Here is a 26112-nt window from a genome sequence, read left to right as displayed (position 1 = left end):
TCAATCACTCAAGGGGCACATGTTCTAGCCGAATCCTAAGGCTCGATTCCCCACACCAGCTTATCATTGTGGAACAACGTTACTTTGTTCCATTCTGCATAAGAGGTTTTAGTTGGATCAAAGGAATAATCATTGGATTCGTTCAGGTTAGACCAGTCGCTATTGTTCATGCGGATCTGAATATCACCTGTTTGCGCTCCAGCAGCAAGCGTGCCGGCAGCAGCACTGAAACCAATTTCAATATAGTTGTCTGTAATGGTACGCAGCACGTTATCATTGCCTACTTGCGCATAGTCTACTACGGATTGCAGCTCTTGGCTGCCATCCTTCGTAAAATAGTAACGGATTTTCAGCTCACTCAGCTTTACGGGTGTTGTGCCTTTATTTTTCAGGTTAAGGAAAGGCTTAACTGCGTTATTCGCTGGGTCGGTGTCCCCGGCCCGGTACATTACAACCAGATCACCCGCTGGTTCTGTTGGATCAGTCGGTGTACCTTTAGGTTCAGCACTTACCGTTGCAGAATCCTTACTTGTTCCTTTCGCATTCGTAGCACTTACAACATAGAAGTAAGTTGTTCCGTTCGTCAGTCCCTTATCTGTGTACTCTCTTTCCGTTACAAGAGGGGCAACGGCTGTAAAAGGACCTGCTTCGCTAGTGGCACGTTTTACCGTGTAGCTATCGGCACCAGTAGACGCACTCCAAGTCAGCGTCACTTGAGCATTACCAGCTACGGCCTTTAAGCCAGACGGTACAGCTGGAGCTGTAGGCGCTGGGTCCACACCACCAGTGGAAGGCACGATTGCAGGGTACGCATTTTGTACCAGCATCACAAACTGATCATGGAACCATGCTCCTGAAATAGGTGCATTCGGCAAAGCATCTGTTAATGTGCCATCCTTGGTTGTATAGGTAGGATCACACATACGGTCAAAGCCTTTGCCCTCATCGTTCGGAATGAGTGAACTGGAACCATCGGAATCCCCTGGAGGTTTCGCCCAGACATAGGCATCGATATGGCCAGCTGGAGCCGTTTGTGGCGGTGTTCCCATCCCTGCTCCGCTGCTATTACACCAGTTACCACGGTGCGAACGTTTGTCCACACGACCTGAGTTTACATAGGAGTTAATATCATTGCCGACTGCGGAAGTCGGACGGTTAGGTCCGCCCCATCCATTACGGCCGGTATCAATTAACATGCCGAGCGAGCTTGGCCAGCCTGCATTGACAAAATCTCTATGCAAGGACTCAGCGAAATCCGATTCATCGAAATTAGGATTCCATTCGTAGAATTTGGACGATTTGATCGGCTGCCCGCCAATATTCAGGTTGGGATCAGGCAGATTCGGTTCTGTCAACGGTGAAGTATTGGCTGTATTCGTGATAAAGCCATCCACACTGGACAAACCTTTGCTCGTATCTTTGAAGATAGTTGTAAACAGGGATACCGTTGCTGCACGGTTGTTATCCCAACCTAACCAACCAGAGTGACCGATATCCACGTATTTGTACACATTCGGAATCTCGTTCAGCTTATTCATTGTGTATTTAACGCCAGCCTCATAAATTCCTGTAGATTTGGCTTGTCCACATTGGGGAGTATCCAGATTGGTTACCAGATTTGGCAAACTGTCCGGTTCAATGATCGCTACGATACGAATATCCTTATATTTGGGATTTGCAAAAATAGAAGCAATTTTGTCAACATAATCCTTTTTATAGGTTTCCAGACCTGCCTGGGTCAGCGGCAATTCACCATTGGAAGCCAAGGCATGACAATCCCGTCCGGGCAGATCATACACAATAAATTCCGCCGTGATCGGTGTGCTGCCTTTCTTTTGCGCCAATACTTGGTCCAAATGCGCTTCCAGACCAAGCTTGCCTCCACCGCCATTAATAGCAGCAATACGATCAAGCCATACGGCTGTCGGGAACGTTTTGACCGTTTGCATTTTTGCTTTCAGATTGGCATCCGTAATTTTGGCAATCGATGTGTCGACACTAGCCGCATAATCAGGGCTAATATACTTTGTCGCTCCTTGGTAAGGATTGTCCACATGGGATTCTGCATGTATTTTATCCGTAAATCCTGCACCTGGTAGAAAGCTGCTTGCGACGAGTGATAGCGCAAAAGCATATTTCATGCTTTTACGAAGCACTTGCTTTGTTTTCAATTGCTTCACCTATCTTTCCGTGGATTTTGTTGAATCTTCCTATGTCGGCACCTGATTGTTACATGATTAATTGTGAGTTACGCCTACTCTACTTTTCCAAAAAAAGTGGCGTTCATAGTTGCGAAAGGTAAGCGCTTTCTATTTGTGCATGCGCTCACATTTTCCCCTTTTTGTCACCTCCTATGTTAGATTATAGTGAGCTGGAAATCTGCTGTAAATTGAATAAATTAAGGACTACATTATTAATTAGGCATATGAATTGCCACCCTAGTGGTTCATCACGGCCCCTCTTTTTCTGAAGTCGGTTTCTTCATTTGTTGAACATCCCTGCTATAACAAGCTTTCGGGAGATTTAGGATCGACGGCAAAAGAGCAAATTCATAAAAAGCAAGACCGTATTCTTTAATTTCCGTCAGCCTAAATCGACAATGATAAACTCCAGCACGCCAACTATGCCAAATCGTTATATCTATCGACAGCAAAAGGGTGTTTTCAGGCCCTCATGACCGTGAAAACACCCTTTTATTGTTGTGAAGTCAATCTCTGCTCTTGTTGTTCTACACTTTTTCGCGATCCTTGCCCTTGTCGGATTGCCCTGCATTTTTATTGGCGGCATCCCGATCCAACTGCATTTCTTCAACCGTCTTCACCTTAAGTCGTGCTGCTCCCTCATAATGTCGGGTTGGAATCAGATCGCCTGCAGCCAGACGTTGACGCGCCTCGGCAATTGCTGCTCCGTATTGCGGCAGCCATGCTTCCTGCGCCACTAGCATTTCATCAACCATCTGCCAAATTTCTTTCGGATTACACACCGCGCCCACTAGCGGGTCCATCATAAAGGCTTGCCGCAGCAGCTTATCATCTCCGTGTACAGCCGCTTCAACAGCCAAACGCTGAACGGAAATACTTACATTGCAGACGGCAGCAAGACCAAGTGGTAGGTCTCCTACATGTGGCATGGAGATACCATTCCGATCCACGTATCCAGGCGCTTCAATAATCGCGTCGTTCGGCAAATTGGAAATCACACCGTTATTAACGACATTAAAATGCCCCCGGTATACACGTCCGGTTTCCAGACCTTCGATAATGTATGAACCATGCTCTTCACCGCGATTTTCCGCCTTGTACTCCAATGGCTCTTCTTTCATCCAGTTAGGGAAATCTGTTTCAAACCAATTACGTCCTTCTGTACATACACGCAGATAGCCGCCTGTTTCTCCGTTGATCCAGCTGCCTAGATCAATCCAGTCCATAATTTCATTCGGACGCTTCCGGTACCAAGGTACATATTCACTTAGATGACCATTCGACTCTGTGCTGTAATAGCCAAAACGGCGAAGCATGTCGATGCGCACCTTTTCGGTACGGCTATATTCGGGATGTTTTTCAAAAGCCTCCAGCAGCCCGGCTGTCAGATCCTTGCCTTCATGTGACGCCTGAATGTACCACGTCTGGTGATTGATTCCGGCGCACACAATGTCCACATCCTGCTTCTCCAGACCATACACCTCGGCAATTTGGTGATGCCCATGCTGTACGCCGTGACATAGACCGATTGTACGCACACCGCTGTATTTATTACAGGCCCACGTCATCATTGCCATGGGGTTCGAGTAGTTCAGCAGCAATACATCCGGTGCACTTAGCTCGCGGATATCCTTGCAGATGGCCAGCATTTCAGCAATACCACGCTGACCGTACATAATCCCTCCTGCACACAGTGTATCGCCCACGCATTGATCCACGCCATATTTCAGCGGAATATCCACATCGGTTGCAAAGCCCTCCAGCCCGCCAACCCGGATCGTACAAATGACGTATTTGGCATCCTTTAAAGCTATCTTACGGTCCGTAGAGGACTGTATTTGTATGGACAAACCATTCTCGCGAATATCCCGCTGGCACAGCTCAGTAACCATATCCAGATTGTGCTGACTGATATCCGTAAAAGCCACTTCAATATCATTAAATTCCGGCACCGATAACAGATCTCGCAAAATTCCACGGGTAAAACCGATGCTTCCTGCTCCAATAAAAGCTACTTTAAATGACACGGCATTCAACCTCCGGTAATTAGAATGGGTATATACCGTCATTGTAGCAATAGGGATGTGGAAAGCGTTATCAAAATCATGACCAGTTTCGTATTTAGGTGTCAAAAATCCTAACTTTCGCGTGATCAGAGAGTTGCCCATTTCCATTTTGATCCATCCTGTTTCTCTCTTTCTATCTAGTGTTTTTTCAGTTCAATATGTACTTTAAGTGCGGTAAATGTAGTAACATAAAAGAAAACATTGGAGAGCAAGGAGCAGCCTAAGATGAACAAAAAGATTATCTTTTTAGATATAGATGGAACGCTAGTGAATGATGATGGTATGATTCCCGAATCTGCAAAAACAGCATGTATCGAAGCGAGAAAGAACGGACATCTGATTTATTTATGCACTGGCCGATCCAAAGCGGAGATTTATGATTTTATCATGGAGGTCGGTTTTGACGGGATCATCGGAGCTGGCGGGGGCTTTGTAGAAATCGAAGGTGAGATGTTATATCACCACAAAGTATCGGATGAAGATGTTAGGCATATGGTCGATTACTTTGATGAACATGATTTGGACTTTTATTTGGAATCGAACGGGGGACTGTTTGCGAGTAAAAACTTTCTGCCCCATGTGGAACGGCTTATCTATGGAGATGTGGACAATGATCCCGTAGCCAGAGAAAAAAAAGAACAACGCCCGCATCCTTTTATCACCGGCCTAACTATAGGAGAGGACAACCTGTACCGTAGTGACGTGAACAAAGCATGTTTTTTGGAAAATAAAAATGTTCCTTTTGAACAAATCAAAAAGGAATTCGCAGGGAAATTTGAGGTTATTCAATGTACTGTATCTGCTTTCGGGCAAGACAGTGGTGAGCTAATGGTTCCCGGTATTCACAAAGCCGTAGCTATTGAAAAGCTTATTGAGCATTTGGGAAGATCCCAAGAAGACACCATTGCTATCGGAGACGGGATGAACGATGCTGAAATGATTGAATATTGTGCACTAGGAATTGCCATGGGAAATGCCAAACCGGGCCTCAAAGCCATTGCAGATGACATTACGGATGCTGTGGATGAAGATGGACTGTTTCACAGCTTTAAAAAGCATGGTCTGATTTAGTGAGGTTATTTTTATATACTTAAGCCCCTGCAGCAGTTTCTCAACTTAAAAATGTCCTAATCCTACTGGTAGGGGCCTATCTCCAATGCTATCTTTCCACGGAATTCACTTAGTGCCTGCTCGACTTCCATCTCCTCAATAATCGCGCTTATGCTGGCGATAGCTGCCTACGCTTTTTTGGTTACTGTATAATGAGTTAAGTCTCTAAATATTTACAAAGGAGCAAGACATGTCAAACCGTAAATGGACATTTATCCTTATCCCAGTCTTCCTGCTATTTGCCTGGCTGCTCTTTCAGTTCACTCTGTCTTCCTTTCAAATCCACCAATTTGCAGAACAATTGAAGACGGTTTCACCAAACGACGGGGGTTCCGATACAAAAGTGGTATTGATATCGCAAGAGCTAGACAATTATTACTGGCGGTCCATTGAACAAGGAGCCCGAAAAGAAGCGGAACAGTACGGTATGCGGCTCGATTATATCGGTCCAGACCGCATTAATCCGTCCGAGCAGATCAAACTGCTGGATAAAGCGATCGCTGCCAAGGCGGATGCAATTCTGGTTCAAGGGATAAATGATCCGGAGTATCGACGATTAATCGACAAAGCAGCCGGACTTGGCATACCTGTCATCGCGATCGATACGGACGAACCGGACTCCCGAAGGCTGGCTTACGTCGGAACGGATAACGAAGGAGCAGGAAAACAGATGGGCGCGCTGTTAGCGAAAGCCTCTGGAGAGCGTGGCGACATTGGAGTTATGATCAGTAGCGAGCACGTCGAGAATCAGCGACTCAGGCTTGCCGGATTTCGCTCCGTGATCAGCCGCTATCCCAATCTCTACATTGTGGAGATTCGCTCCTCAAATATTTCACGGCTTCAGGCAGCCCAGCAAGCTCAAAACATGCTCGCCCGATATCCGCAGATCCGCTACATGGTCGGATTCAGTGCGCTGGACGGCCTTGGCATTCTGGAAGCCTCGGAGCGGCGCGGCGCGCGGAATTTGCAGATTTTCGCTTTTGACGATATGGCCGAGACGTTGGAAGCGATCAAAGATCGCAAAATCGAACTGACCCTTGTTCAACAGCCAGAAGAAATGGGGGCTAAGGCCATAAAATTGCTGAATGATTATCTAAAGGGGAATGATCCCCAGCAATTAACATACACCAGGGTATATGAAGTGCATGCGGACACTCCCGACAACATGTCCGGAGATGACAGACGATGACGATCAGAACGAAGCTGCTTCTGTTCATCCCTCTTCTAGTTGTGTTCGCCAATATCATCGCTTATTTTGTATTCCAAAGCGGAAAGGTCGTACAACAGAGCTACGATGAAATGCTTGGCCGCATTCTCCTCATCGAGCAAACCTCCGAATCGGCGGAGAGCAACTTAAAGCTCCTATATGCCTATCTGCTTAATCCAAGGGACGATAAGGCTATGCAGGGTCCGACAGAATACCAATTAATGCAGTTGAAAGGCAAAATCCAAGAAGTCTCCGACTCGACCGACCCTTCCTTCGCCGAGGAGAACTACGTGAATTTGTTGACCACATTTCTTGAACAGAAACAAGCCGCAGTTCTGGATGCAAATACACAAGATCCTCAATCGGCTTTTGAACATTATATTGAAGCGGAGAAAACCGTCAGCTATATTCATGAGGAGGGACAGCGACTGATCGATGCTGAACTGGCCTATTACCGGCCGATCATCGAGAACATTCGGAACAAAAATGAGCGAATGAACGTTTTAGGAGTGGCATTGTTCGGCATGAACGCGCTGATGGGGGTTTTGCTTGCAATCTGGATCTCGCGCAGCATTACTGGCCCTGTCGGCAGACTTGTCGGACTGGCGAAGCGAATCGCTACAGGTGATCTGAATATCAAGCCCCCACCGCGACGGGATGACGAGCTAGGCGTACTGTCGGACGCCATTTCGCAAATGTCCGCCGATTTGAGTATCCTCATTGAGAAGGATAAACAGAGTCTGGAAATGCGGCGGCTTGTGAAGGAACTGGAGCTTCTGGCTCTGCAAAATCAAATTAATCCGCACTTTTTATTCAATACCTTAAATGTGCTCTCCAAGCTGGCAATCCTGGAAGGGGCGGAGAAAACCAGCGACCTGATCGTCTCGCTGTCCAATCTACTACGGTACAGCCTGCAGAAGCTGGACAAACCCGTAACACTTCAGGAGGAACTGGATCATATTCGCGAATACGTAACCATCCAGCAGGCACGCTTTCGGGACAGAATTCTCTTTAATCTTCACTTTGACGCTTCCGTTCTTCAGCAGCAAATTCCGGCCTTGACGATCCAGCCATTTATTGAAAACGCTTTTCTTCATGGTGTGGCAGATATGGAGGACGGAGCCATTATCACGTTGACGTTGTCGCGAGCGAACGAGGATGTACAAATTGAAATCTCAGACAACGGAAAGGGTATGACGGAGGAAACCCGACTGTCCGTGCTCCGTCTTGAAGGCAAAGTCGAAAGTGACAGTTCAACAGGACTTGGAATGCAAAATGTGTTTAGGCGGCTGCAGTTGTTCTACGGAAAAGAAGGAATGGTTGAAATCAGTAGCAGTACCGGACGAGGTACTACCATAACCATACGAATTCCAGTCAAGAAGGAGAGTGAGCAGACTGATGTATCGGTTGTTAATCGCGGATGACGAGGCTTTAGAGAGAGAAGGACTGGAATTGACAGTGGAACGGGCGATGCCAGGGATATTCCGGTTTATTCATGCCGGCAACGGTCGCATGGCGATTGAATGTGCGGAAGAGCACCGTCCCCATATTGCGATTCTGGATATCAATATGCCCGGAATCGACGGGCTTGCAGCGCTTCGTGAATTAAAGGAGCGGCTTCCCGATACCCGATTCGTGCTCGTCACTGCCTACGATTATTTTGCCTATGCCCAGAAGGCGCTCTCTTTGGGCGTAAAAGAATATATTTTGAAGCCGGCGAAGCGAGAACTGATCATCGGCACACTGAAACGACTGATTGAAGAAATTGAGTGCGAGAAGCGAGCACGTACGGAAGAATTGGAGCTTAGGCACAAAATCTCACAGCTGATGCCGCTCGCAGAAAATGAGCTGGCTTTAATGCTCATGGTCGACCAGACAGTGGATTCGAGCGCTTCCCAGCTATCAGAATGGCTGGACTTTCCTCTTGATCAGGGAAGCGCCATCATTGCCGCCTTTGACGGATATACGGACGAGCAGGATAAAAAGAAAATTTACGAGCATTTCCGAAGCTATGTAAAAACACATGGCCCGAATGCCATTGTAAGCTCCCTGATCGACCATCATGTAGCCACTTTTTTATGCAAGCCGCCTGCCACCAGCGAAAACGACTGGCGCCAGTTGGTTAAACACCTCGTTCAGCAGCTCTCCGAGCTTGCCCAGCAGCAACTTGGCATTAAGACGGCCATTGGAATCGGATCGCTGCATAGCGGCGAGGAAGGACTTCGCAAGTCCTATTTCGAAGCCGTTTTTGCCTCCACCCTACGCAAGCGGGATGGAGGTTACTGCCACTTTGACGAACTGAAGTCGTCAGAGGCTGGAAACGCTTCTGTGCTTGCCGTCAAAGCGGAGAATGGAATGCTTCAGCAGACGTACGTCATGTCAGCACTGCAACGGATCCGCGAACAGCGGGAGGTTCAAACACTGACTATGCTGGGCAGAGCAAAAATGTATATCGAGGAACGATTCAACGATGAGCTTTCGCTGGAAGAAGTGGCTGATTTTGTCCATTTGAATCCCCACTACTTCAGTAAAATTTTCAAACAGGAATACGGAGAGACGTTCATCGACTTCGTAACCCGGCTACGGATTGATAAAGCTATTTCTCTGATCAAGGAGGGTAACCTTGCTCTGAAGGAAATCAGCTTTGAAGTGGGTTATAAGGACCCAAACTATTTTAGCCGTGTCTTTAAGAAGATAACGGGCGTTCCTCCCACTGAGTTCAAAGGCCAAAAATAGTAGAAATTCATCCATGCCGACCATCGGCATGGATTTTTTTAAGCTCGAATGACAAGGTAATGCTAGATTTAGCCCCTCCGTCTCCAATTCGGGAACCGAAGCCAAAATCGTGCGTGAAAAGGTCCGTTTATTGAAGACGATAACCGGCCTTTCTTTTATAAGCGCATGTTATACTTCTCCTCGAAGAACGGAATGAGGTTTTAGGAATCTGGAGGGGAGATGATTATATGGGAGTAATCATTCATAATGAAAGCGCTCAACAGAAAGCGCTTCAATCGGAAAAACCCAATATGCTTTTTGTGACGCTAGTATCCATCGTAGCTGCGCTTGGAGGGATACTGTTCGGTTTTGATATCGCGGTCGTTTCGGGAGCAGTTGAATTCCTACAGCAGCGTTTTTCGCTGAGCGAATTTCAGGTCGGTTGGGCGGTGTCGAGTCTGATTGTAGGGAGTATCACGGGAGCGGCTCTCTCTGGCTACATGAGTGAAAGGATCGGTAGAAAAAAGGTATTACTGGCCGCCGGATTTTTATTCGTCGTCGGCTCGATCTGCTCTGCGCTTCAAGACTCGTTCACCGGGTATGTTATCTTTCGCATGATCGGCGGCATTGGCATAGGCATCACTTCCACCGTTTGTCCGGTGTACAACGCGGAGATCGCTCCTGCCAAATACCGCGGCCGTTTGGTTGCTTTAAATCAGCTGGCGATCGTAACGGGCATTTTCCTGGTTTATTTTCAGAATTCGTGGATCGTCAGCCTGGGGGATGAAGCCTGGGGTGTCTCAACAGCCTGGCGCTGGATGTTCGGAGTGGGAGCTGTTCCAGGACTGATCTTTATGCTCTTGATGCTCTTCATACCCGAAAGCCCGAGATGGCTTATTAAACAGAATCGGCCTTATGAAGCGTTGCCGATATTGCTGAAAATTCACGGTGAAGAAGCCGCTAAGCAGGAAGTGCTTGATATCAAGGAATCATTCAAAAATGAGAACAACTCATTGAAACAATTGTTCGCTCCCGGTATTCGGGTCGCTCTCTTTATCGGTGTCATGCTCGCCATTATGCAGCATATTACCGGCATCAATGCCATTTTGTACTACGCGCCGGTTATCTTTAAAGGAATGGGACTCGGTACGGACGCTTCTTTGACCCAGACCATCTGGATCGGGTTGATCAATGTGTTGTTTACCATCGTATCTGTATGGCTGATCGACAAAGCGGGACGAAAAATCCTGCTGATAATCGGCACCTCGTTGATGACCTGCTGTTTGGTCATTATTGGAGCCGCATTCAAAATGGGTTTGACCACCGGACCGCTCGTACTCATCATGATATTGATCTACGTGGCCTCCTACGCTATATCGCTTGGGCCAATCGTATGGGTCATGATCTCTGAGATCTTTCCGAACCGCATTCGCGGCAAAGCTGTAGCCATCGCTTCGATGGCACTATGGGCCGGTGATTATCTGGTATCGCAGGCATTCCCTCCTCTGCTGAGCTCAGCTGGCCCGTCTAATACCTTCTGGTTATTCGGAGCCATCTCGTTGTTCGTCGTAATCTTTTTATGGCGCAAGGTTCCCGAAACCAAGGGGAGATCACTTGAACAGATGGAAAATATGTGGCTTGGGAAATGACCCAACTTTAGCTCTCAAGAAGCCCAGCACTGTTATAATGCATGAAATCACACGGCCTCTGAATTCATACCGACCTAAATCGGTAATGGTTCAGAGGCTTCTTGTTGCTTATGTGTAATTTATCCTCCTGCTTCTCCTTTAATCACTCGAAATTATGAATAGGCTGTTTTTGATTAATGGATAGCTGTGGCGTAGCGTTGACTAACACCGTTCTTTTTATAAGCAGCTCCCCGGCGGTTAAAGGCTGTGGCTTCCCGCGCCAGATTCCTTCTGCCCAGCACAGCCTCTTGATGGCACTCCTGCCAGCATGGATAAGCCTGCAGCCGCGCACTTCAAGGCACAGGTTGGCCCTTTCTTGGCGACGTCACAGCGAATGGAGGTAAGCTTGCTGTTCACCATTCGGACGGGCGTTTCCAACACGGGGACTGTGCCGATGATACTCAGCGCCTGCTGCGCTAGATTCAGCATCCCGCCCAGCAGGTTTGCCTTTGACGATGCAAGTGTGACAGGGGAAGCACCTGCCCTCTTCGCTGACCACCACCTGAGCATCCCCCGTTAGGTGAGCCCGCTCCAGATCTGCTAGCGCGCTTTTGGGCGCATGGGTGGCCTGTAAGCCTGAATTGACATCAGCGACGGCTTCGGTACAGAATCTAACTCTGTTGTTGTTCGTTCATCTTTTCTGCTACTACCTGTTCACGTTTTGCCATTTCATTCAACTCCTTCATTGATTTCTCTATACTAAAAGGGCTCACTCCTAACTCATAATTCAAGTTGGAATAAGCCTTTGAAAGTTTATCAAGTGTGCTTGTCAAGTTTTAAAGCGTTTGGTTTGTTGGTTGTATATTGTACGATCTTGTTAATGGGATTGTAAACTCCGTTTACACAAACTATTTTTCAGACTCTTAACTACTCATCCATCTCCCAACGAAAGTATTTAGAAAGATTATGGTTTGCCTTATTAATATCATCATCTGAACACTTATTAATAATATGACTTAATGTTTCTTCAAGTTTTTTTTCATTAAAGTCACTTGTTATAATATGACCACGTCCTATAATGATACTACCTTGACCTACCATCCTGTCTAACCTTTTGGGACTAACTAGTTCAAATGAAAATAAGTCTGATGCTCCACTTATCTCTTTAGGGCCGATATCTACATGATAAGTAATATAAAAATCGTCTATATCTTCACCCCAATCCTCAAATATTTTTGTTAGAGCTTTTATAGCAAGCATTTAATGTGCCCTCCTAATCCAAAATATCAATATGAACATTTTTAATCTGTTTCGGTGCCCAAGTCTTATTATAGTCGTTATAGTTACGTTCTGTCCTAATCATGATATTTTCCTGAAAATTTGCTCTTACCATATTTTCTCCCTTCTTAAATTGAATTCTAAAAGCCCTCATTCCATCTACACTTGAAAAACCAACAATTTCACCTGTCGTTTTATTAAGAATATCTTTCCCCCCCTTACCTACCCATGCTTTACCGGCACTCATCGCCTCTGCACGAGTAGAACTACCAAGAGTTGATAATCCTTTTGATGATTGTTTAACTCCAAGAAGAATTTGAGAATTAGTCAAGTTATCTACATATCCAGAATGCCACCATTTAGGCTTGCCCGTCTCCTTAGTCCCAAGTTTAACTTCTTGCTGGAGTATATTTTTCGATTGCTGTTTCAATGGGACACTATCTGAAATTATTTCCTCGGTTATTTGTTTCTTGCTTGATTGTGAGAAAAACTGTTTAAATTCTTCTGCACTTGGGCCACGTCCTCCGCCTCGTCCATCAAATACAAAAGGACCTTCCGTCATGTTAGATAATGACATCCATTTTTGCTCTTCTTGAGATATACCTTCTTTATTCGATAAAATCAAAAAGTCGTCAGGATAACTTTTTTTCCAATCCTCATAATATTTTAAATCAGGATCGCCATTTGCTTTGCGCACCACTCGATCTGCTGCCCAATAACTTCCTTCCGGTATATCAGGTCTGTAGTCCTCATTAACTGTTATATAAACATACGTTCCACGAATTCCCCATTTCTTTTTATCTTCCTCTGTAGGCTCTATCCTTTCCTGCACACTCATCTTTCCCCAAGGTTGCCTTGGAGGCTGTTCTATATTCTTGGGCTTCCAGCCCGCTCTTACTTCAAGCGGAATTTTGTGATACTCCGTGTTTAGCTTGTCCATATTATGGGCTAGATTTTTCGCTAGCTCCCCTAATGATCTGGAACTAGCGACGTTGCGGGCTGCTGTCCATACTTTGCCCCTGTAAGCGGAGGCGTAGCGTTGTCCGACGCCGTTCTTTTTATAAGCAGCTACCCGGCGGCTAAAGGCTGCGGCTTCCCGCGCCAGATTCCTTCCGCCCAGCACAGCCCAGCCTCCTGATGGCACGCCTGCCAGCATGGATAAACCAGCGGCCGCATACTTCAAGGCACGGGTTGGCCCTCCCTTGGCAACGTCACGGCGAATCGAAGTGAGCTTGCTGTTCGCCATCCGGGCAGGCGTCCCCAATACGGGAACCGTACCGATGATACTCAGCGCCTTCTGAGCTACGTTTAGTATCCCCCCAAGCAGGTTTGCCTTCGGCGATGCAGGTGTGGTGGGTGAAGCACCTGTCTTCCTCGCCTGGCCACCACTTGAGTTTCCTCCGTTAGGTGAGCCCGCTCCAGATCCGCCAGTACTTTTGGGCGCATGAGCAGCCTGATAAGCCTGAATGGACATCAGCGGCGGCTCCGGTACAGGCTCTAAATCCGCTACGAAAACAGGGCGTTTTGTAAATCCATCCAGTTTAACCCTGGATGCACGAATATCCGTCTCGCCATCCATCACCATACTGCTGCTGCCTGCTTGCAAATAAATGGCCTCGACTGCCGCTATATCCACTGTGTCCTCCGCATGGATCGTCAGCTCCCGTTTGGCCGCAATTGAAAGCATATGGTCACTGTGTACCTGTATTCCCTTTGCATCAAGTGAAATATATACGCTATTCGTTTTAGCCGATACCAGCAACTCTTGCGCGCTTAGCTTAACCAGCTTGTCATGAGGAGTGCCCCAGTATTTAATGTCCGGATTGCTCAGCTCCGGTACAGGTTTGCCACTACGCCTCACAGACCTGGCTGCAAAACCATCCGACTCCTGCAGGGTCGGGAACTGTACCTGCACCATGTCTCCTTTTTCGGGCATCACATACCAGCCGCTATGGCCCTCTGCACTATAGCCTGTTGCATAGGGGAGCCAGCATGCCTTTTCCCGTTCCTGTACAGCATCTATGGTGAGATGTACACGTACCTGATCCCGCTCAACTTCCAGTACCTGGCCCTCTAGGGAGGCCCCTCTCACTGAATAGTTCCAGATCGGCTTTTGCCGAATTTCATCTTCAGAAACCAGTGTATAGGTATGTAAAAACAACCCCCGGTCCATCCGGGACACGACATCCGCAACGAGCAGTTCCTTGCCTTGAAAAGAAAGTACATCTCCCGGGCGGAAATATCGTGCACTCTCCACAGTATAGAACGTACCATAGGGGGTGTTGGCTTCGTTATGGCGCATACCGATTTGAATCCCCGGCTGTCTTTGCCAAAGGTATGCTCCTCCAGGCAATGCTCTACCCATGAAGCCATCCACGCTGACAGCAGATAGTCGCTCACTGCTACTTGAATCACTCCAAAAATATTTTATTCCGTCGTCCATATGACCCGATCCCAGAAGCGGACCGCCATGGATTCCATCGGCTTCGTACACCAACGACGCTCCATATGTCAAACCGTCCCCGTCAGAAAAAGCTGCATCCGCGCCGACAAAGCTTTTTCTTGAGTGATACGGGACCTCATCCAGTGTTGCGGGTCGTCCCTCGGGAATACCGAACCAGAACTTGGGACCATCTGCGGCAGCCTCCGGCACAAGCACGGCTCCAAATCTGGAAGCCATCCTTTTCAAAAATGCCCAGTCTGTTTCTCTGTACTGCAATGTCAAAGCGCCCAGTTGGGTATCCCCGCTGACCGTATCAATTACATCTGCACCTGTATAACCAGTAAGTACCTGCTTCAGCAACTGCCCATACGTCATGGTATGATCTTGAAAAGACCGGGTCACAGGCCTCGCATCGAGTCGAATCGTATGTGATATGGCCTCTAACTGTACGTAATGAATACCGTGTACTTGCTTCAGCGTGATACGCGTCATTTGTCCATGAAACAACGTACGCAGCCGCTGGCCATCCTTGTCCTTTTCGATGACTTCAACCGGTTCGGCTTCACTCTCTAACTCCATAAACCGTTCCTGCTTTTCCTCCGGCACGATGCCACTTACTACCAAACGTACATGGTCGCCCAATCTACGCTCAATACGAATGTCTGTCATGGTTTGCAGCGGAACTTTACTCAGTAATTCCACATGACGGTAACCGGATGTTTCCTGCACCTTGTCCATTTGATGAGAAACCCCCACTATCATTCCAGATTCTGCCCGTCATTTTCAATCGTTATTGCTCCGCAATACAGGCAGGCATTGGTACAATGCTCCAGCAAGGCAGGCTGTCCCTCGACGAGCACATCCTGCTTGCCCCCAATCCAGGGTCGAAGAATGACCGGAACACAAGGCGCCTTCTTCACACCGAAAATGTCCACCATCTCGCTATTTTGAACCGCCGGATTGGCCGAGCTAAAACAGTTACCAAACCCAGATATATGAACTCCCGGTTCGTGATCCCCCACATTCATCTGGGCCTTGTCCTTGATGTAAACACCGTGGCTAAACGGACGCTTGAGCCGGGTGGGTTGTGTACCACGGTTGCATTTCAAAATAGCCCCTGCAACCACATATCCTTTTTTTGCACCTGATCCGGCCTGAATGGTCATGGATGCTTTTTCTTTTGCCATGGTCTGCTTCCTCCGTCAATTCGTTTTGACTTCGCTGCCAACGACCGATGTGTCACCACCGAGTGTAATATGGCTGCTGCGGCTGGACAGGTTGATTTCCTGACCGGCGGAAATAGTCACCTTTTGCCCCGCCTCCATGTGGATGTTACCGCCTGCCGAAAAATGAATATCTTTGTTGCTCACCATATGAATACCGTCGCCCTGATTCAGCTTGATGAAAACAGCGCCATCCTTGCCGGTAATCACCACCTCTTCCGGTGTCAAGCGGATTTCCTTACCATGTGGCGTTCGGAATATTTTTACGTCGGGATGCTTCAAATGATTGTGGCCGCCATCCCCCCGATCCTGCCGGACCGAGCTACTCGCGATGCCCTCATCATCATGCTGGTTCGGGAAATAAATACGCACTTTATCCCCCAGCTCAGGCATCACATACCAGCCACTATGCCCCTCTGCACTATACCCTGTTGCATATGGAAACCAGTGGGCTGTATTTTTGTCCTGCTCCAGGTCGATATCCAGATGCACTTTAACCCGATCACGTTCGACAGAGATCACTTTTCCCTCCAGAGACAGACCCGTCAACTGCTCGTTATAATACGCTTTCTGTCGCAACCCCTTATGTGTCGTCAAGGTATATGTGTGCAGCAGTACTCCCTGCGTCATACGAGTTTGTGCCTCGTATACATATAGCGTTTTGCCACGGAATTGGATTTCATTGCCTAGTTCCAGCACCTGCTCTGTTTCAACGGTATAATCGAGAAAATCCTGCTCGTCCACCGAAGCTGTATCATTGCCTGCAAAGTAGCGATATGCCGAGATTCTTTTGCTTACCGTGTAATGATAATTGTCCAGTTGAACAGCCGTTCCGCTTTCCTCAATGCCAAAATAGAACTTTGGGGTATCAAATATGGCCGCGGGCATAAGGGAGGTATGGTAATAGGAAGCCAGCCGCTTGAGAAAAGCCCAATCAGTCTCGCGGTACTGCACCCACATCCGCCCGATCGACACTCCTCCGGTGGCCGAATCCATGATGTCCAAGCTAGGATAAAGAAGCGAAATACGACGCAGCAGTTCATCCACCTTCATATTTTTGTCCTGAAAAGAACGACTTTGGGGGCGTACATCCAGCCTGTAGGTATGCGACACAGCCTCTACCTCCAGGTAGTACACATCTCGTACCGCCTTCACTTCAATCGCCAGCACTGTTCCGCTAAACAAGGGAACCTCCGTGCCATCCTCAGCCAGCTGCGAGATTCCGACAGGTGAGTCAAATTGGGTCATATCCACATAAGTGTCTTTTAGTTCCTCAGGCACGACAGCGGTAAAACGCAACCGAGTGTGGTCGTTCAGCTGCTTGACCAGGTAGAGCTCCTGTACATTGATAAGCTGATAAGGCGTGATTTTCAGATTAGAATAGGTGGTGCTTATCTGCTCCATGTTCCTTCTCCTTCAGCCTCACTAGGCAGGATTTTTAGTGTGGTCATCATACGTTGAGCGACCGGACGCCATGTATCCATACGTTCCTCCGTACAGTTAAATGAGCATATAAGCGCATGCCCTTCCAGAGCTGCAAAAAAGGTCAGATTATACAGACGCGTATTCAAAGCCGGAGTCATAAATTCACAGTATCCGACCCGTCGTCCGTACACCTTGCACACACCGTCTGCATACCATTCCGTCAACTTTTGCGTGTGGTGCAAAATGTAGATCATCTCGCTGGTGAACGCCTCTAGCTCCTCATCCGTCAGTTCGCTTGGTGTCAGGTTAAAAGAAAAATTGATCTCCCCTGTTGGATCGGTCAAAATGAGCGGTGGGCGATAACTCGAAGGATATTTAAGTTCAATCTCCCGCTCACCCATCTCGGTGAAAGTCCGGGGCAACCATATCGAAATTTTGTCGTTCAGCAAAGGACGTTCTGCAAAAGCGATTCGTTCTCCGTCCAGCATCTTAAGTGGATAAAGTTCCAAGCCGCTCTCAGATTCTATGTAATTGTGTAAATCCGATTTCGGGAGACCAGATGCACCCTGTTGTTCCTTCCGTGCAGCATTAATCATGTCTGCAATTTGTTCATCCATATGTCCCATCGACGGTAAAACTCCTTTATATGTTCAATCTCAATATTCATTTCATGGAACTTTATAACATAATTGAATCCAAAGAACCATTTGAATTCCAATTTATACCTTACATTATAGGTATCATACGAAGTGTTTTTGTTATTGTCAATTTATAACTCTTATAAAACAATCAAGATATAAGACCTATTATCATGCATAAAAATGAAAGATTTACTATCATTCAGATTCTTTTTACCCAAAGCAAGCATCCATACTTGTGAAAATACGTCTTCATTTTCAAAGAAATAAAGTTAATTCGCCTATGAACATCTTCAATTTAAAATAATCATATGAATTTCAATTCCCAAAAAATGATTCTTTTGAACCTGAATCCAATTGCCTATTTTCAAAATCAAAAAAAGCCTACCTTTTTATCAGGTAAGCTCCACGCGAATATGAATAAATCATAAAACTTCCTATATATTCAGTCCCCTTCCTCCTCCGCATAGTTCCTCACATTGCGCTCTACAGCAGAGCGGTATTCTACAGGGGTTTGGCCTGTGTGCTTTTTGAACAGCATATGAAAATACTGCCTGCTGGCTACGCCTACATAATCGGCAATTTCTTGAATGGGAATGTCCGTTTGCTGAAGAAGCATACGGGCCTTGTCCATTCGCAGCATTGTTAAATACGCGGTGAGTGTTAGCCCCGTATGTTTTTTGAAAATACGGTGCAAATAACCTGGGTGCAGATTCACGGCCGCCGCCATGTCCTTGACCACAATCTCTCGATCATAGTTCAGATGGAGAAATTCAATGCATCGTTTGATGTACATATCCGTTTGCTGCGTGTTGCTACGCTCTGCCTCTTCCCGTAGACGTGCAATTCGTACTAGCAATTGCATAAAAAGCATCTCTGCCATTGCACCCGGCTGTTCTTTTCGTTGGTCCAGCTCCAGCACGAGACTTTTCAGCGCATAATATACCTCTTCCGGGTCCGATAGTACCAGATACGGGAACGGACGTGACATGAGAGTCGTGACCTCCTGCTCCTCCGTTGCGATTTGTCGGATAGACGGCCCTACCCTCACCCCTTCCGTAAAACCAAACTCTACATTTAGCATCCGGCACGGTTGTTCTCCTTCCACCACCAGTCGATGCGGTACACCTGCGTCCAGCATAATAAACTCGCCTTTACGCAGCGTGATGCTTTCTTCCGTGTTCTCTCCCGTTTGTACATCTACCCTGCAAAAGCCGGAAATCATGTACATAATTTCAGTGGAATGATGATCGTGGTAAGACATCGTATAGTCATGCCATTGCTTGTAATAGTAAGCAAAAAAGCGGGGAATATAATCCCCGTCACGCAGCCGTGGCTCAAACAGACTTCCGTTCATCCCCGCACCTCCGTGAAATAGATAAGGCTAATATGGCAAGTATATGTAATCGCTCTATTTTCACAGTTTAGCAGACTGAACCGTGTACTTCTATTTCGTCCATTGGACGATCTATAATCCTTTGGAATGTAGCAGGCGACTCCTACCTAAAAGGTAGGGGGTTCATCACTTTCTGGACTTAAATACTGAATCAACATTCCCACAAATCGGTTAGCGATTTGTATATCCTCAAGTTCGTTATTCCAATCGCCCCTGGACGTCAGACTCATTTTCTGGAGTATACCCATCATAGAAGTGAAAATAAAATGAGCGGTCTTCAAGGGTTCTGTGTCGGACTTTAATGATCCATCTTGGATTCCAGCTTCCAGAGCATCTATCAGGAAATGTTGTTCCTTTTCCCGGCTAACAAAATTGTTGTACTGTTCTTTGAGTTCTTGATTTGAATCATAAGCTTCGTAATGCAGATCGAATAAAAGAATAAACTTGATGTATTCCGGATGTTGCCAAGCGTAATTAATCCATGCATCAAGCATCGAAGTAAGCATCTCCTTACCGCTCATTTCGGCTGAAGGTGCTCTTCTAACAAATTCGGTCATGCTCTCAAGGATTTCCATCTGGACCTCAAAGATCAGTTCGTTCATGGACTGAAAGTGCTTATAGAATGTGACCCTGCTTACACCAGCCACGTTGCATACATCCTTAATATTAACTTTGAGAAAGCTTTGCTTCATAAAAAGTTCCTTTGCAGCCGCAATGAGTTCTTCCCGATTTTTGTTTTTCAAGTTCTGATGCCAGTTCTCAGTCATTCACAACCATCCGTTTCTTATTTTTCGATTTTTGTAAGGTTAAGAAAAGGGCAGATGCAAGGATAAGTGCACCAAAAATATAAGGAATATGAATGTGTTTGTCAAACAACAAGCCCGCTAAAATGGGTCCCAATATATTGCCTAGGCTGGTATACGTCGTATTCAATCCAGCGGCATATCCTTGGCGATCACCAGCTGAGTTCGCGATCATTGTACTTACCGTTGGCCTTAGGAAGGCATTAAAAGCAAAAAACAGAGCAGATACCGCCAGCAAATAACCTAGATTAATCTTAATGATCATTAACAGTAAAGCGATGGCTGTCATGATCAAAGAAAGACGTATAAGCTTCATCTCACCAAGTCTCTTGATGAGATAATCAAGTAGCCATATCTGTACAACGATGCCTATAATTGCACCAACCGTAATGATCATTGAGATTTTGGTGGCATCAAAACCATATTTTCGTTCCACAAAAAGAGCATACACTGTTTCGTAATTCATCAAACCTAATGTCATGATCAGAATGAGGAGAAGATAACGAAAATAGGATGTCCGAAATGAATTTAGGATTTGGTTGCGAATGGGTTCCCGGCGGACCCAATGGCTAGCGGGTTTTCGTTTTTCCTTGGGTAGTGTCTCTGGCATATACAAGCTAAGCAGCGTAGCAACAAGTCCAAGTCCACCAGCAAAAAAATAGGGCACCCTTATGCCAAACTCAGCGATCATACCGCCTAACCCCGGATCAAGCACCATCCCCAAATTCATGGAAGCACCCAAGTACCCCATCCCTTTAGCGCGAGTTTCAGGAGTGGTAATATCAGCAACATAGGCCATATTGGAAGGAACCATTAATCCAATACCCATCCCCCCAATAAATCGGGCGATATATAGAAGGGGCAATGTCGTAGATACAGCAAACATGAGATCCGAAATGACCGTTAAAAACAGACCGGTGATGATCATGGATTTTCGACCCCATCTATCCGAAAGCTGCCCACCTAGGGGCGAAAAAATAAACTGTGCTGCTCCAAATGCGGCAATAAGATACCCCGCAGCAGCTCCTGCCGCATTAAATTGTTTCAGATATTCAGGCAGAATGGGAATCACCATGCCTTGACCCAATAAAGCAATAAACAAATTCAGCATCAGAATGAAAAGCGGAAATGTAGCAGACTTAGGTAAGCTGCTCATGTTTGTAACCCCCTCCAACCCTTTACACTATGTAACCCTTTACTATGTGTAAACTATATTAGTTGAAATAGGGGGCATTGTAAATAAAAATACAAACCTATTGAGCCTAGCTAATACCGAAAAGAGATCTTGTTATTCTTGATTTACACATGAGGCTCCCTTTTTGCAAACTCTTGTAACATACCTCTTATTTGTTCTACCAATATAGCAGGTGCTTTCTTGGGTGAACCCGTGTCAAACGGAGGCTGAGGATCGTATTCCAAAATCAGCTGGACTCCTTTACTCATGTCTTCTCCCAATTCCCATGCTATTAGCTGGAGTGCCATATCAATACCAGAGGAGACACCGGCTGCTGTAATGATTTTGCCCTGACGAACCACTCTCTCATCTGTTGGAATGGCTCCAAGAGATTGAAGCAGGTCTAAGGAGCCCCAATGACTGGTGGCTACGGTTCCATTTAACAAGCCTGCGGCGCTCAAAATCAGAGAGCCATTACAAACCGACGTGGTCCATTTCGTAGTTTCATGTATTTGGCGAATCCAGTTTAACGTTTCTTCGTCATTCATTGGAGTTTTATAATTTGGCGGACTGCAGCCTGGAACAACAAGAATATCAGCTGAAGGTACTTCAGAAAAACTGTAATCGGCATGCAAATAACCCATATTTGAGTCCAGTTTGACTAACCCTTTTTTCTTAGCGACAAACTTCACTTCACATTTCAGTGTAGCAGCAAATACATCATATGGACCTATGGCATCTAATGCTGTGATTCCATCGAAAAGCATGATTGCGATTTTCATGATGACTCTCCTTTGAAGTGGGATTTTATTCTTGCACACCCATACTAACATACATATACGGGGTATGGGTATATTTAATTTTGTAAAAAAACTGCTCGGCTTTCTTCATAGACGATATTGCCCACAACCAGAACAGTGACCTTTTGAAGTAATAATACGCTTACCAGCGTAAAAGCCTCTGCCCTCAAGGGGGTATGTTAATTTCAAACATCTCTTGTCACAAAAAGGCATACTTAAAAAGGGCTACCCCCAGGGTAGTCCTTTTTTTTAGCATCATAAGGCTTCTACATCTTGCCTACAAATCTGTGAATCGAGAGCCGGCTTAAGAGCTTTGCTTACTCAATTGACCATAATATAAATCACTGTAAAAGCCTTTGTGAGCCAGCAGCTCATCATGAGAGCCCTGCTCCTCCAGACGGCCATCCTTCAAGACCAGAATCCGGGTTGCCTGACGAATGGTATTCAGCCGATGCGCGATGACGAAACTTGTTCGCCCTTGCATAAGCCGCTCCAGTCCTTCTTGTATCTTCATCTCAGTAATGGTGTCGATGCTGCTGGTTGCCTCGTCGAGTACAAGAATGGAAGGGTTGGCCAAAATAGCACGAGCAATAGCCAGCAGCTGTTTTTGCCCTTGACTGATGCCGCTGCCGTTCGCTTCCAGCACCTTGTCGTATCCGTCCTTCATTCGCATGATAAAGGAATGGGCGTTGGCCAGTTTCGATGCTTGTTCAACCTCCTCATCGGTGGCGTTCAGTCTGCCGAAACGGATATTTTCACGAATCGTCCCCTGAAACAGAAAGGAGTCCTGTAGCACAAATGCCATGCGGGAGCGCAAGCTTTCACGCTGTATGGTGGTAATATCGCGTCCGTCCAGCGTAATCGTGCCCTTGTCGGGGCCATAGAATCTAGAAAGGAGCTGGATCAGTGTTGTTTTTCCTGCCCCGGTCGGACCGACCAGCGCGATCATTTCACCAGGTTTGGCTTCAAAAGAGATACCTTCCAGTGTAGCACTTCCCTCATCATAACCGAAGGAAACATCCGTAAACCGCACCGCCCCCTCCACATGCGCTACCTCCACTGCCCCGCGTTCATCCTTGGACTCTTCATCTTCATCCAATATTTCAAATACACGCTCAGCTCCGGCAATAGCAGACAGCAGGGTGTTCCACTGGTTAGCCAAATCGTTCAGCGGTCTGGTGAACTGGCGGGCATATTCTACGAATACAATAATTGTACCTATAGTAATGGAGCCGCGAATGGCCAAAATCCCACCGATCCCCGCTACAATAGCAAAGCTGAGATTATTCAGTCCATTCATCAGCTTCGGTATAAAGCCTGAAATCGTTTGTGCCCAGAAGCCCGACAGCCGAATACGGTCATTGCGCTCGCCAAAACCATGGATGACTCTCTTTTCCTGCGAAAATGCTTTAATAATCTGCTGCCCGGACAGCGTTTCTTCGATGTATCCGTTCAGTTCGCCCACATTCTTCTGGCGTTCCTTATATAAGGGCCCGGTGCGACGTGTAATCCAGCGCATCCCGGCAGCCATCAGTGGCACTACGATAAAGGTCAGCAGGGTCATCAGCGGGCTTAACCACAGCATCACCGTGAGTGTACCGATTAGCGTCAATATGCTCGAAAAAATCTGAATGGCGGAGCTGTTGAGCGTAGAACTGACATTTTCGATATCATTGGTCAGACGGCTCATGATCTCTCCCTGCTGACGTTTGCCATAGAAAGGAATCGGTAGTCGATGCAAATGTGAAAACAGATCGAAACGCATACGGTACACCGTCTCTTGGGCAATCTCAATCATCCAGATATTTTGCAGCCAGGAGGTCAGCGAGTTCAGTAGATATACAGCCCCTAATCCGATGAGAAAATAAATCCACGTGCGTCCACCCGGACCTTCGAGAAAATCATCCACCGCTACACCAACCAGATATGGACCCAGCAGAGCCAGCCCGGAGCTGAGCAGCACCATGAACAGTACCAGCATCAGTTTGGCCTTACGACGAGCCAGATAAGCCCATATCCGTCCTAAGGTGCCAGACCAGTTTTTCGCTTTGGCCTTGCGGCGTCCTTCAGCTCCCGCCGGATTTCGCAGCACACCGGACGGCGGTGTAGGCTGACGGAACGGTTCAATGAGTTCCTTGAACATGCGACTCCTCCTTTCCATATTGTGATCCATAGATACGTCGATACAGATCCGAGCTATCCATGAGATGCTTATGACTTCCGCTTGCCATCAGACGACCCTCATCCAGCAGTAAAATCTGATCTGCCGATGCGGTCGAGCTGATTTTCTGCGTAATGAGAAATGTCGTACAGGACAGGCCATCGAGTGCATTCAGTAGTGCTGCTTCCGTCCCTACATCCAGCGCACTTGTGCTGTCGTCCAAAATCAGCACTGCCGGCTGGCGTACCAGCGCGCGGGCAATCGAAAGTCGCTGTTTCTGTCCGCCAGACAGATTGACGCCACGCTGCCCGAGCATCGTATCATAGCCTTGCGGCAAGCGTTCAATCATATTATGGATTTGCGCCATGCGTGCGGCTTCCTTAATTTCCTCCAGGCTGGCATTCTCCAGCCCCCAAGCAATATTATCCCGAATCGAGCCGGTGAATAGCAGTACCTCCTGAGGGACATAGCCAATGGCCTCTCGCAATATGGACGCATCCAGTTCACGAGCGTCCTTTCCGTCAAAGCGCACATGACCTTCATCCTCTTCATAGAGACGCGTAATCAACTGCACAAGTGAGGATTTTCCCGAGCCAGTGGCCCCCATAATAGCTATCCGCTCGCCCGATTGCGCTTTAAAAGATATTTCCTTTAGGACAGCCAGATCACTGCCCGGATAATGAAAGCTCACCCGGTCCATTTCCACCTGTCCCTCAATCCGTGTATGATGTGTTGAAACAGGCTCCAGCCCATGCCTATCTTCATTAGAAGTTTCCAATATCTCTCGGATCCGCCCCGTAGATGCAGTTGCCCGGGAAAACACAACAACGATACCTGATAAGGCAGACAAGGCTCCAATCGTCCGCAGTGAATAATTGACGACTGCGACCACCTGTCCTACACTGGCATCCCCAGTGGAAATTTGGCCGCGTCCGAACCAAAGTACTGCAATAATCCCTGCATTCATCGTAAACAAAATGAACGGCATCGTCGTTTCCGTCCAGCGTAGAGCGGACACCGTCCCTTTCATCAATTCGCCTCCGTAATGGGCGAAACGTTCGATTTCATGCCGCATCCGTACAAAAACCCGGATGAGGCGGATACCTGTCAGGTTCTCCTGGATTACTCCGTTAACGTCATCTAAGCGACGTTGGACACCCTTAAATAAAGTGACCGTTCGCCGCATCATCACCAACACAAACACAAACAGCACCGGGGCCATAACCGCCAATAATAGTCCAAGCCTGAAATGTACAACCAGTGCCATCACAATACTGCCGATGACTACAAGCGGAACCCGTGTCATAAACCGCAGGCTCATAAACACCGTATCCTGTACTTGCGTGACATCCCCGGTCAGGCGCGTAATCAGCGACGAAGTAGCAAAACGTTTAAACACAGGATACGAAAAGGATTGCACTTTACGGTACAGCTTTTCCCGCAAATCATAGCCGAAGCCCTGACTTGCATGTGAAGCAAAAAAAGAACTGGATATCCCCGCCATAAAAGCGATAACAGCACTGCCCACCAGTACACTGCCCCATAACCAGACGACAGACAAATCCTGTTGCCGAATGCCCTCATCTATGATTTTGGAGATCAAATACGGCTGCGATAACTCTACCGTCAATTCCAGCAACATCATCACGAGCGCCGCGATGGCTGGAACCCGATATTTTTTCAGAAAAGAGAACATCATCCCCACAAGCATTCCTCCAATTGCCTATAGCCGTCCTTCCAGGTCAGCGTGTAATGGTTATAAGATTTGAACCTGCCTGCTGTAAAACCATATATACGCACTTTATACAGCACTATATTTTATTATACCCTTCTGAACGGCTTCG

At 47.0% G+C, this 26112-nt stretch carries 19 protein-coding genes; 5 read left to right on the top strand and 14 right to left on the bottom strand.

What is annotated here, in order from left to right; translation table 11 throughout:
- Positions 1 to 35: 35 nt before the first annotated feature.
- The gene (locus tag MKY35_RS05355; RefSeq protein ID WP_342445810.1) at positions 36 to 2180 is read right to left on the bottom strand and encodes a glycoside hydrolase family 6 protein; all 2145 of its coding nucleotides are present in this window, start codon (positions 2178 to 2180) and stop codon (positions 36 to 38) included.
- 548 nt (positions 2181 to 2728) lie between these two features.
- Positions 2729 to 4228, bottom strand: coding sequence for an alpha-glucosidase/alpha-galactosidase (locus tag MKY35_RS05350; RefSeq protein WP_342446609.1), 1500 nt, complete (start codon positions 4226 to 4228; stop codon positions 2729 to 2731).
- Positions 4229 to 4492: 264 nt separating this feature from the next.
- On the opposite strand from MKY35_RS05350, the gene MKY35_RS05345 reads away from it, so the two are divergent.
- The 5 genes from MKY35_RS05345 to MKY35_RS05325 all read left to right on the top strand — a co-directional run bounded on the left by MKY35_RS05345 (position 4493) and on the right by MKY35_RS05325 (position 10948).
- A complete protein-coding gene (locus MKY35_RS05345; protein WP_069010348.1) occupies positions 4493 to 5338 on the top strand; it encodes a Cof-type HAD-IIB family hydrolase in 846 nt (281 codons plus the stop codon).
- Positions 5339 to 5567: 229 nt separating this feature from the next.
- The gene (locus tag MKY35_RS05340; RefSeq protein ID WP_342445809.1) at positions 5568 to 6566 is read left to right on the top strand and encodes a substrate-binding domain-containing protein; all 999 of its coding nucleotides are present in this window, start codon (positions 5568 to 5570) and stop codon (positions 6564 to 6566) included.
- Positions 6563 to 8008, top strand: coding sequence for a sensor histidine kinase (locus tag MKY35_RS05335; protein ID WP_342445808.1), 1446 nt, complete (start codon positions 6563 to 6565; stop codon positions 8006 to 8008). Before MKY35_RS05340 ends, MKY35_RS05335 begins: the two co-directional genes overlap by 4 nt.
- Complete coding sequence (locus MKY35_RS05330) at positions 7983 to 9320, top strand: helix-turn-helix domain-containing protein (protein WP_342445807.1); 1338 nt, start codon at positions 7983 to 7985, stop codon at positions 9318 to 9320. The genes MKY35_RS05335 and MKY35_RS05330 overlap by 26 nt, the downstream gene beginning before the upstream one ends.
- Before the next feature lie 227 nt (positions 9321 to 9547).
- On the top strand, positions 9548 to 10948 hold the full coding sequence (locus tag MKY35_RS05325; RefSeq protein WP_342445806.1) for a sugar porter family MFS transporter: 1401 nt from the start codon (positions 9548 to 9550) through the stop codon (positions 10946 to 10948).
- A gap of 237 nt (positions 10949 to 11185) precedes the next feature.
- On the opposite strand, the gene MKY35_RS05320 is transcribed toward MKY35_RS05325, so the two are convergent.
- The 12 genes from MKY35_RS05320 to MKY35_RS05265 all read right to left on the bottom strand — a co-directional run bounded on the left by MKY35_RS05320 (position 11186) and on the right by MKY35_RS05265 (position 25967).
- Entirely contained in the window at positions 11186 to 11497 is a 312-nt protein-coding gene (locus MKY35_RS05320; RefSeq protein WP_340954499.1) for a hypothetical protein, read from the bottom strand.
- Positions 11498 to 11854: 357 nt separating this feature from the next.
- Positions 11855 to 12187 (bottom strand): Imm8 family immunity protein, encoded by a 333-nt coding sequence (locus MKY35_RS05315; RefSeq protein ID WP_340954497.1) that lies wholly within the window; start codon positions 12185 to 12187, stop codon positions 11855 to 11857.
- Between the two features lie 13 nt (positions 12188 to 12200).
- Positions 12201 to 15386 (bottom strand): contractile injection system protein, VgrG/Pvc8 family, encoded by a 3186-nt coding sequence (locus MKY35_RS05310; protein ID WP_342445805.1) that lies wholly within the window; start codon positions 15384 to 15386, stop codon positions 12201 to 12203.
- A gap of 20 nt (positions 15387 to 15406) precedes the next feature.
- On the bottom strand, positions 15407 to 15835 hold the full coding sequence (locus MKY35_RS05305; RefSeq protein WP_342445804.1) for a DUF4280 domain-containing protein: 429 nt from the start codon (positions 15833 to 15835) through the stop codon (positions 15407 to 15409).
- A gap of 15 nt (positions 15836 to 15850) precedes the next feature.
- Entirely contained in the window at positions 15851 to 17275 is a 1425-nt protein-coding gene (locus MKY35_RS05300) for a phage baseplate assembly protein V (RefSeq protein ID WP_342445803.1), read from the bottom strand.
- Entirely contained in the window at positions 17263 to 17922 is a 660-nt protein-coding gene (locus tag MKY35_RS05295; protein ID WP_342445802.1) for a hypothetical protein, read from the bottom strand. Before MKY35_RS05295 ends, MKY35_RS05300 begins: the two co-directional genes overlap by 13 nt.
- Positions 17923 to 18379: 457 nt before the next feature.
- Positions 18380 to 19291, bottom strand: a complete 912-nt coding sequence (locus MKY35_RS05290) for an AraC family transcriptional regulator (RefSeq protein WP_069010343.1) — start codon at positions 19289 to 19291, stop codon at positions 18380 to 18382.
- 146 nt (positions 19292 to 19437) lie between these two features.
- A complete protein-coding gene (locus MKY35_RS05285) occupies positions 19438 to 20073 on the bottom strand; it encodes a TetR/AcrR family transcriptional regulator (RefSeq protein ID WP_342445801.1) in 636 nt (211 codons plus the stop codon).
- Positions 20074 to 20089: 16 nt separating this feature from the next.
- A complete protein-coding gene (locus tag MKY35_RS05280) occupies positions 20090 to 21289 on the bottom strand; it encodes an MFS transporter (protein ID WP_342445800.1) in 1200 nt (399 codons plus the stop codon).
- Between the two features lie 143 nt (positions 21290 to 21432).
- Positions 21433 to 22089, bottom strand: a complete 657-nt coding sequence (locus tag MKY35_RS05275; RefSeq protein ID WP_039269397.1) for a DJ-1/PfpI family protein — start codon at positions 22087 to 22089, stop codon at positions 21433 to 21435.
- Between the two features lie 322 nt (positions 22090 to 22411).
- The gene (locus MKY35_RS05270) at positions 22412 to 24250 is read right to left on the bottom strand and encodes an ABC transporter ATP-binding protein (protein ID WP_342445799.1); all 1839 of its coding nucleotides are present in this window, start codon (positions 24248 to 24250) and stop codon (positions 22412 to 22414) included.
- Positions 24231 to 25967 (bottom strand): ABC transporter ATP-binding protein, encoded by a 1737-nt coding sequence (locus MKY35_RS05265; protein ID WP_209950078.1) that lies wholly within the window; start codon positions 25965 to 25967, stop codon positions 24231 to 24233. Before MKY35_RS05265 ends, MKY35_RS05270 begins: the two co-directional genes overlap by 20 nt.
- Between the last annotated feature and the right edge of the window lie 145 nt (positions 25968 to 26112).

The organism is Paenibacillus sp. FSL L8-0638, from assembly GCF_038593075.1.
GTDB lineage: Bacteria > Bacillota > Bacilli > Paenibacillales > Paenibacillaceae > Paenibacillus > Paenibacillus polymyxa_D.
Note: the sequence above shows the minus strand (reverse complement) of the source record. Positions and strands in the feature narration are given on the sequence as shown.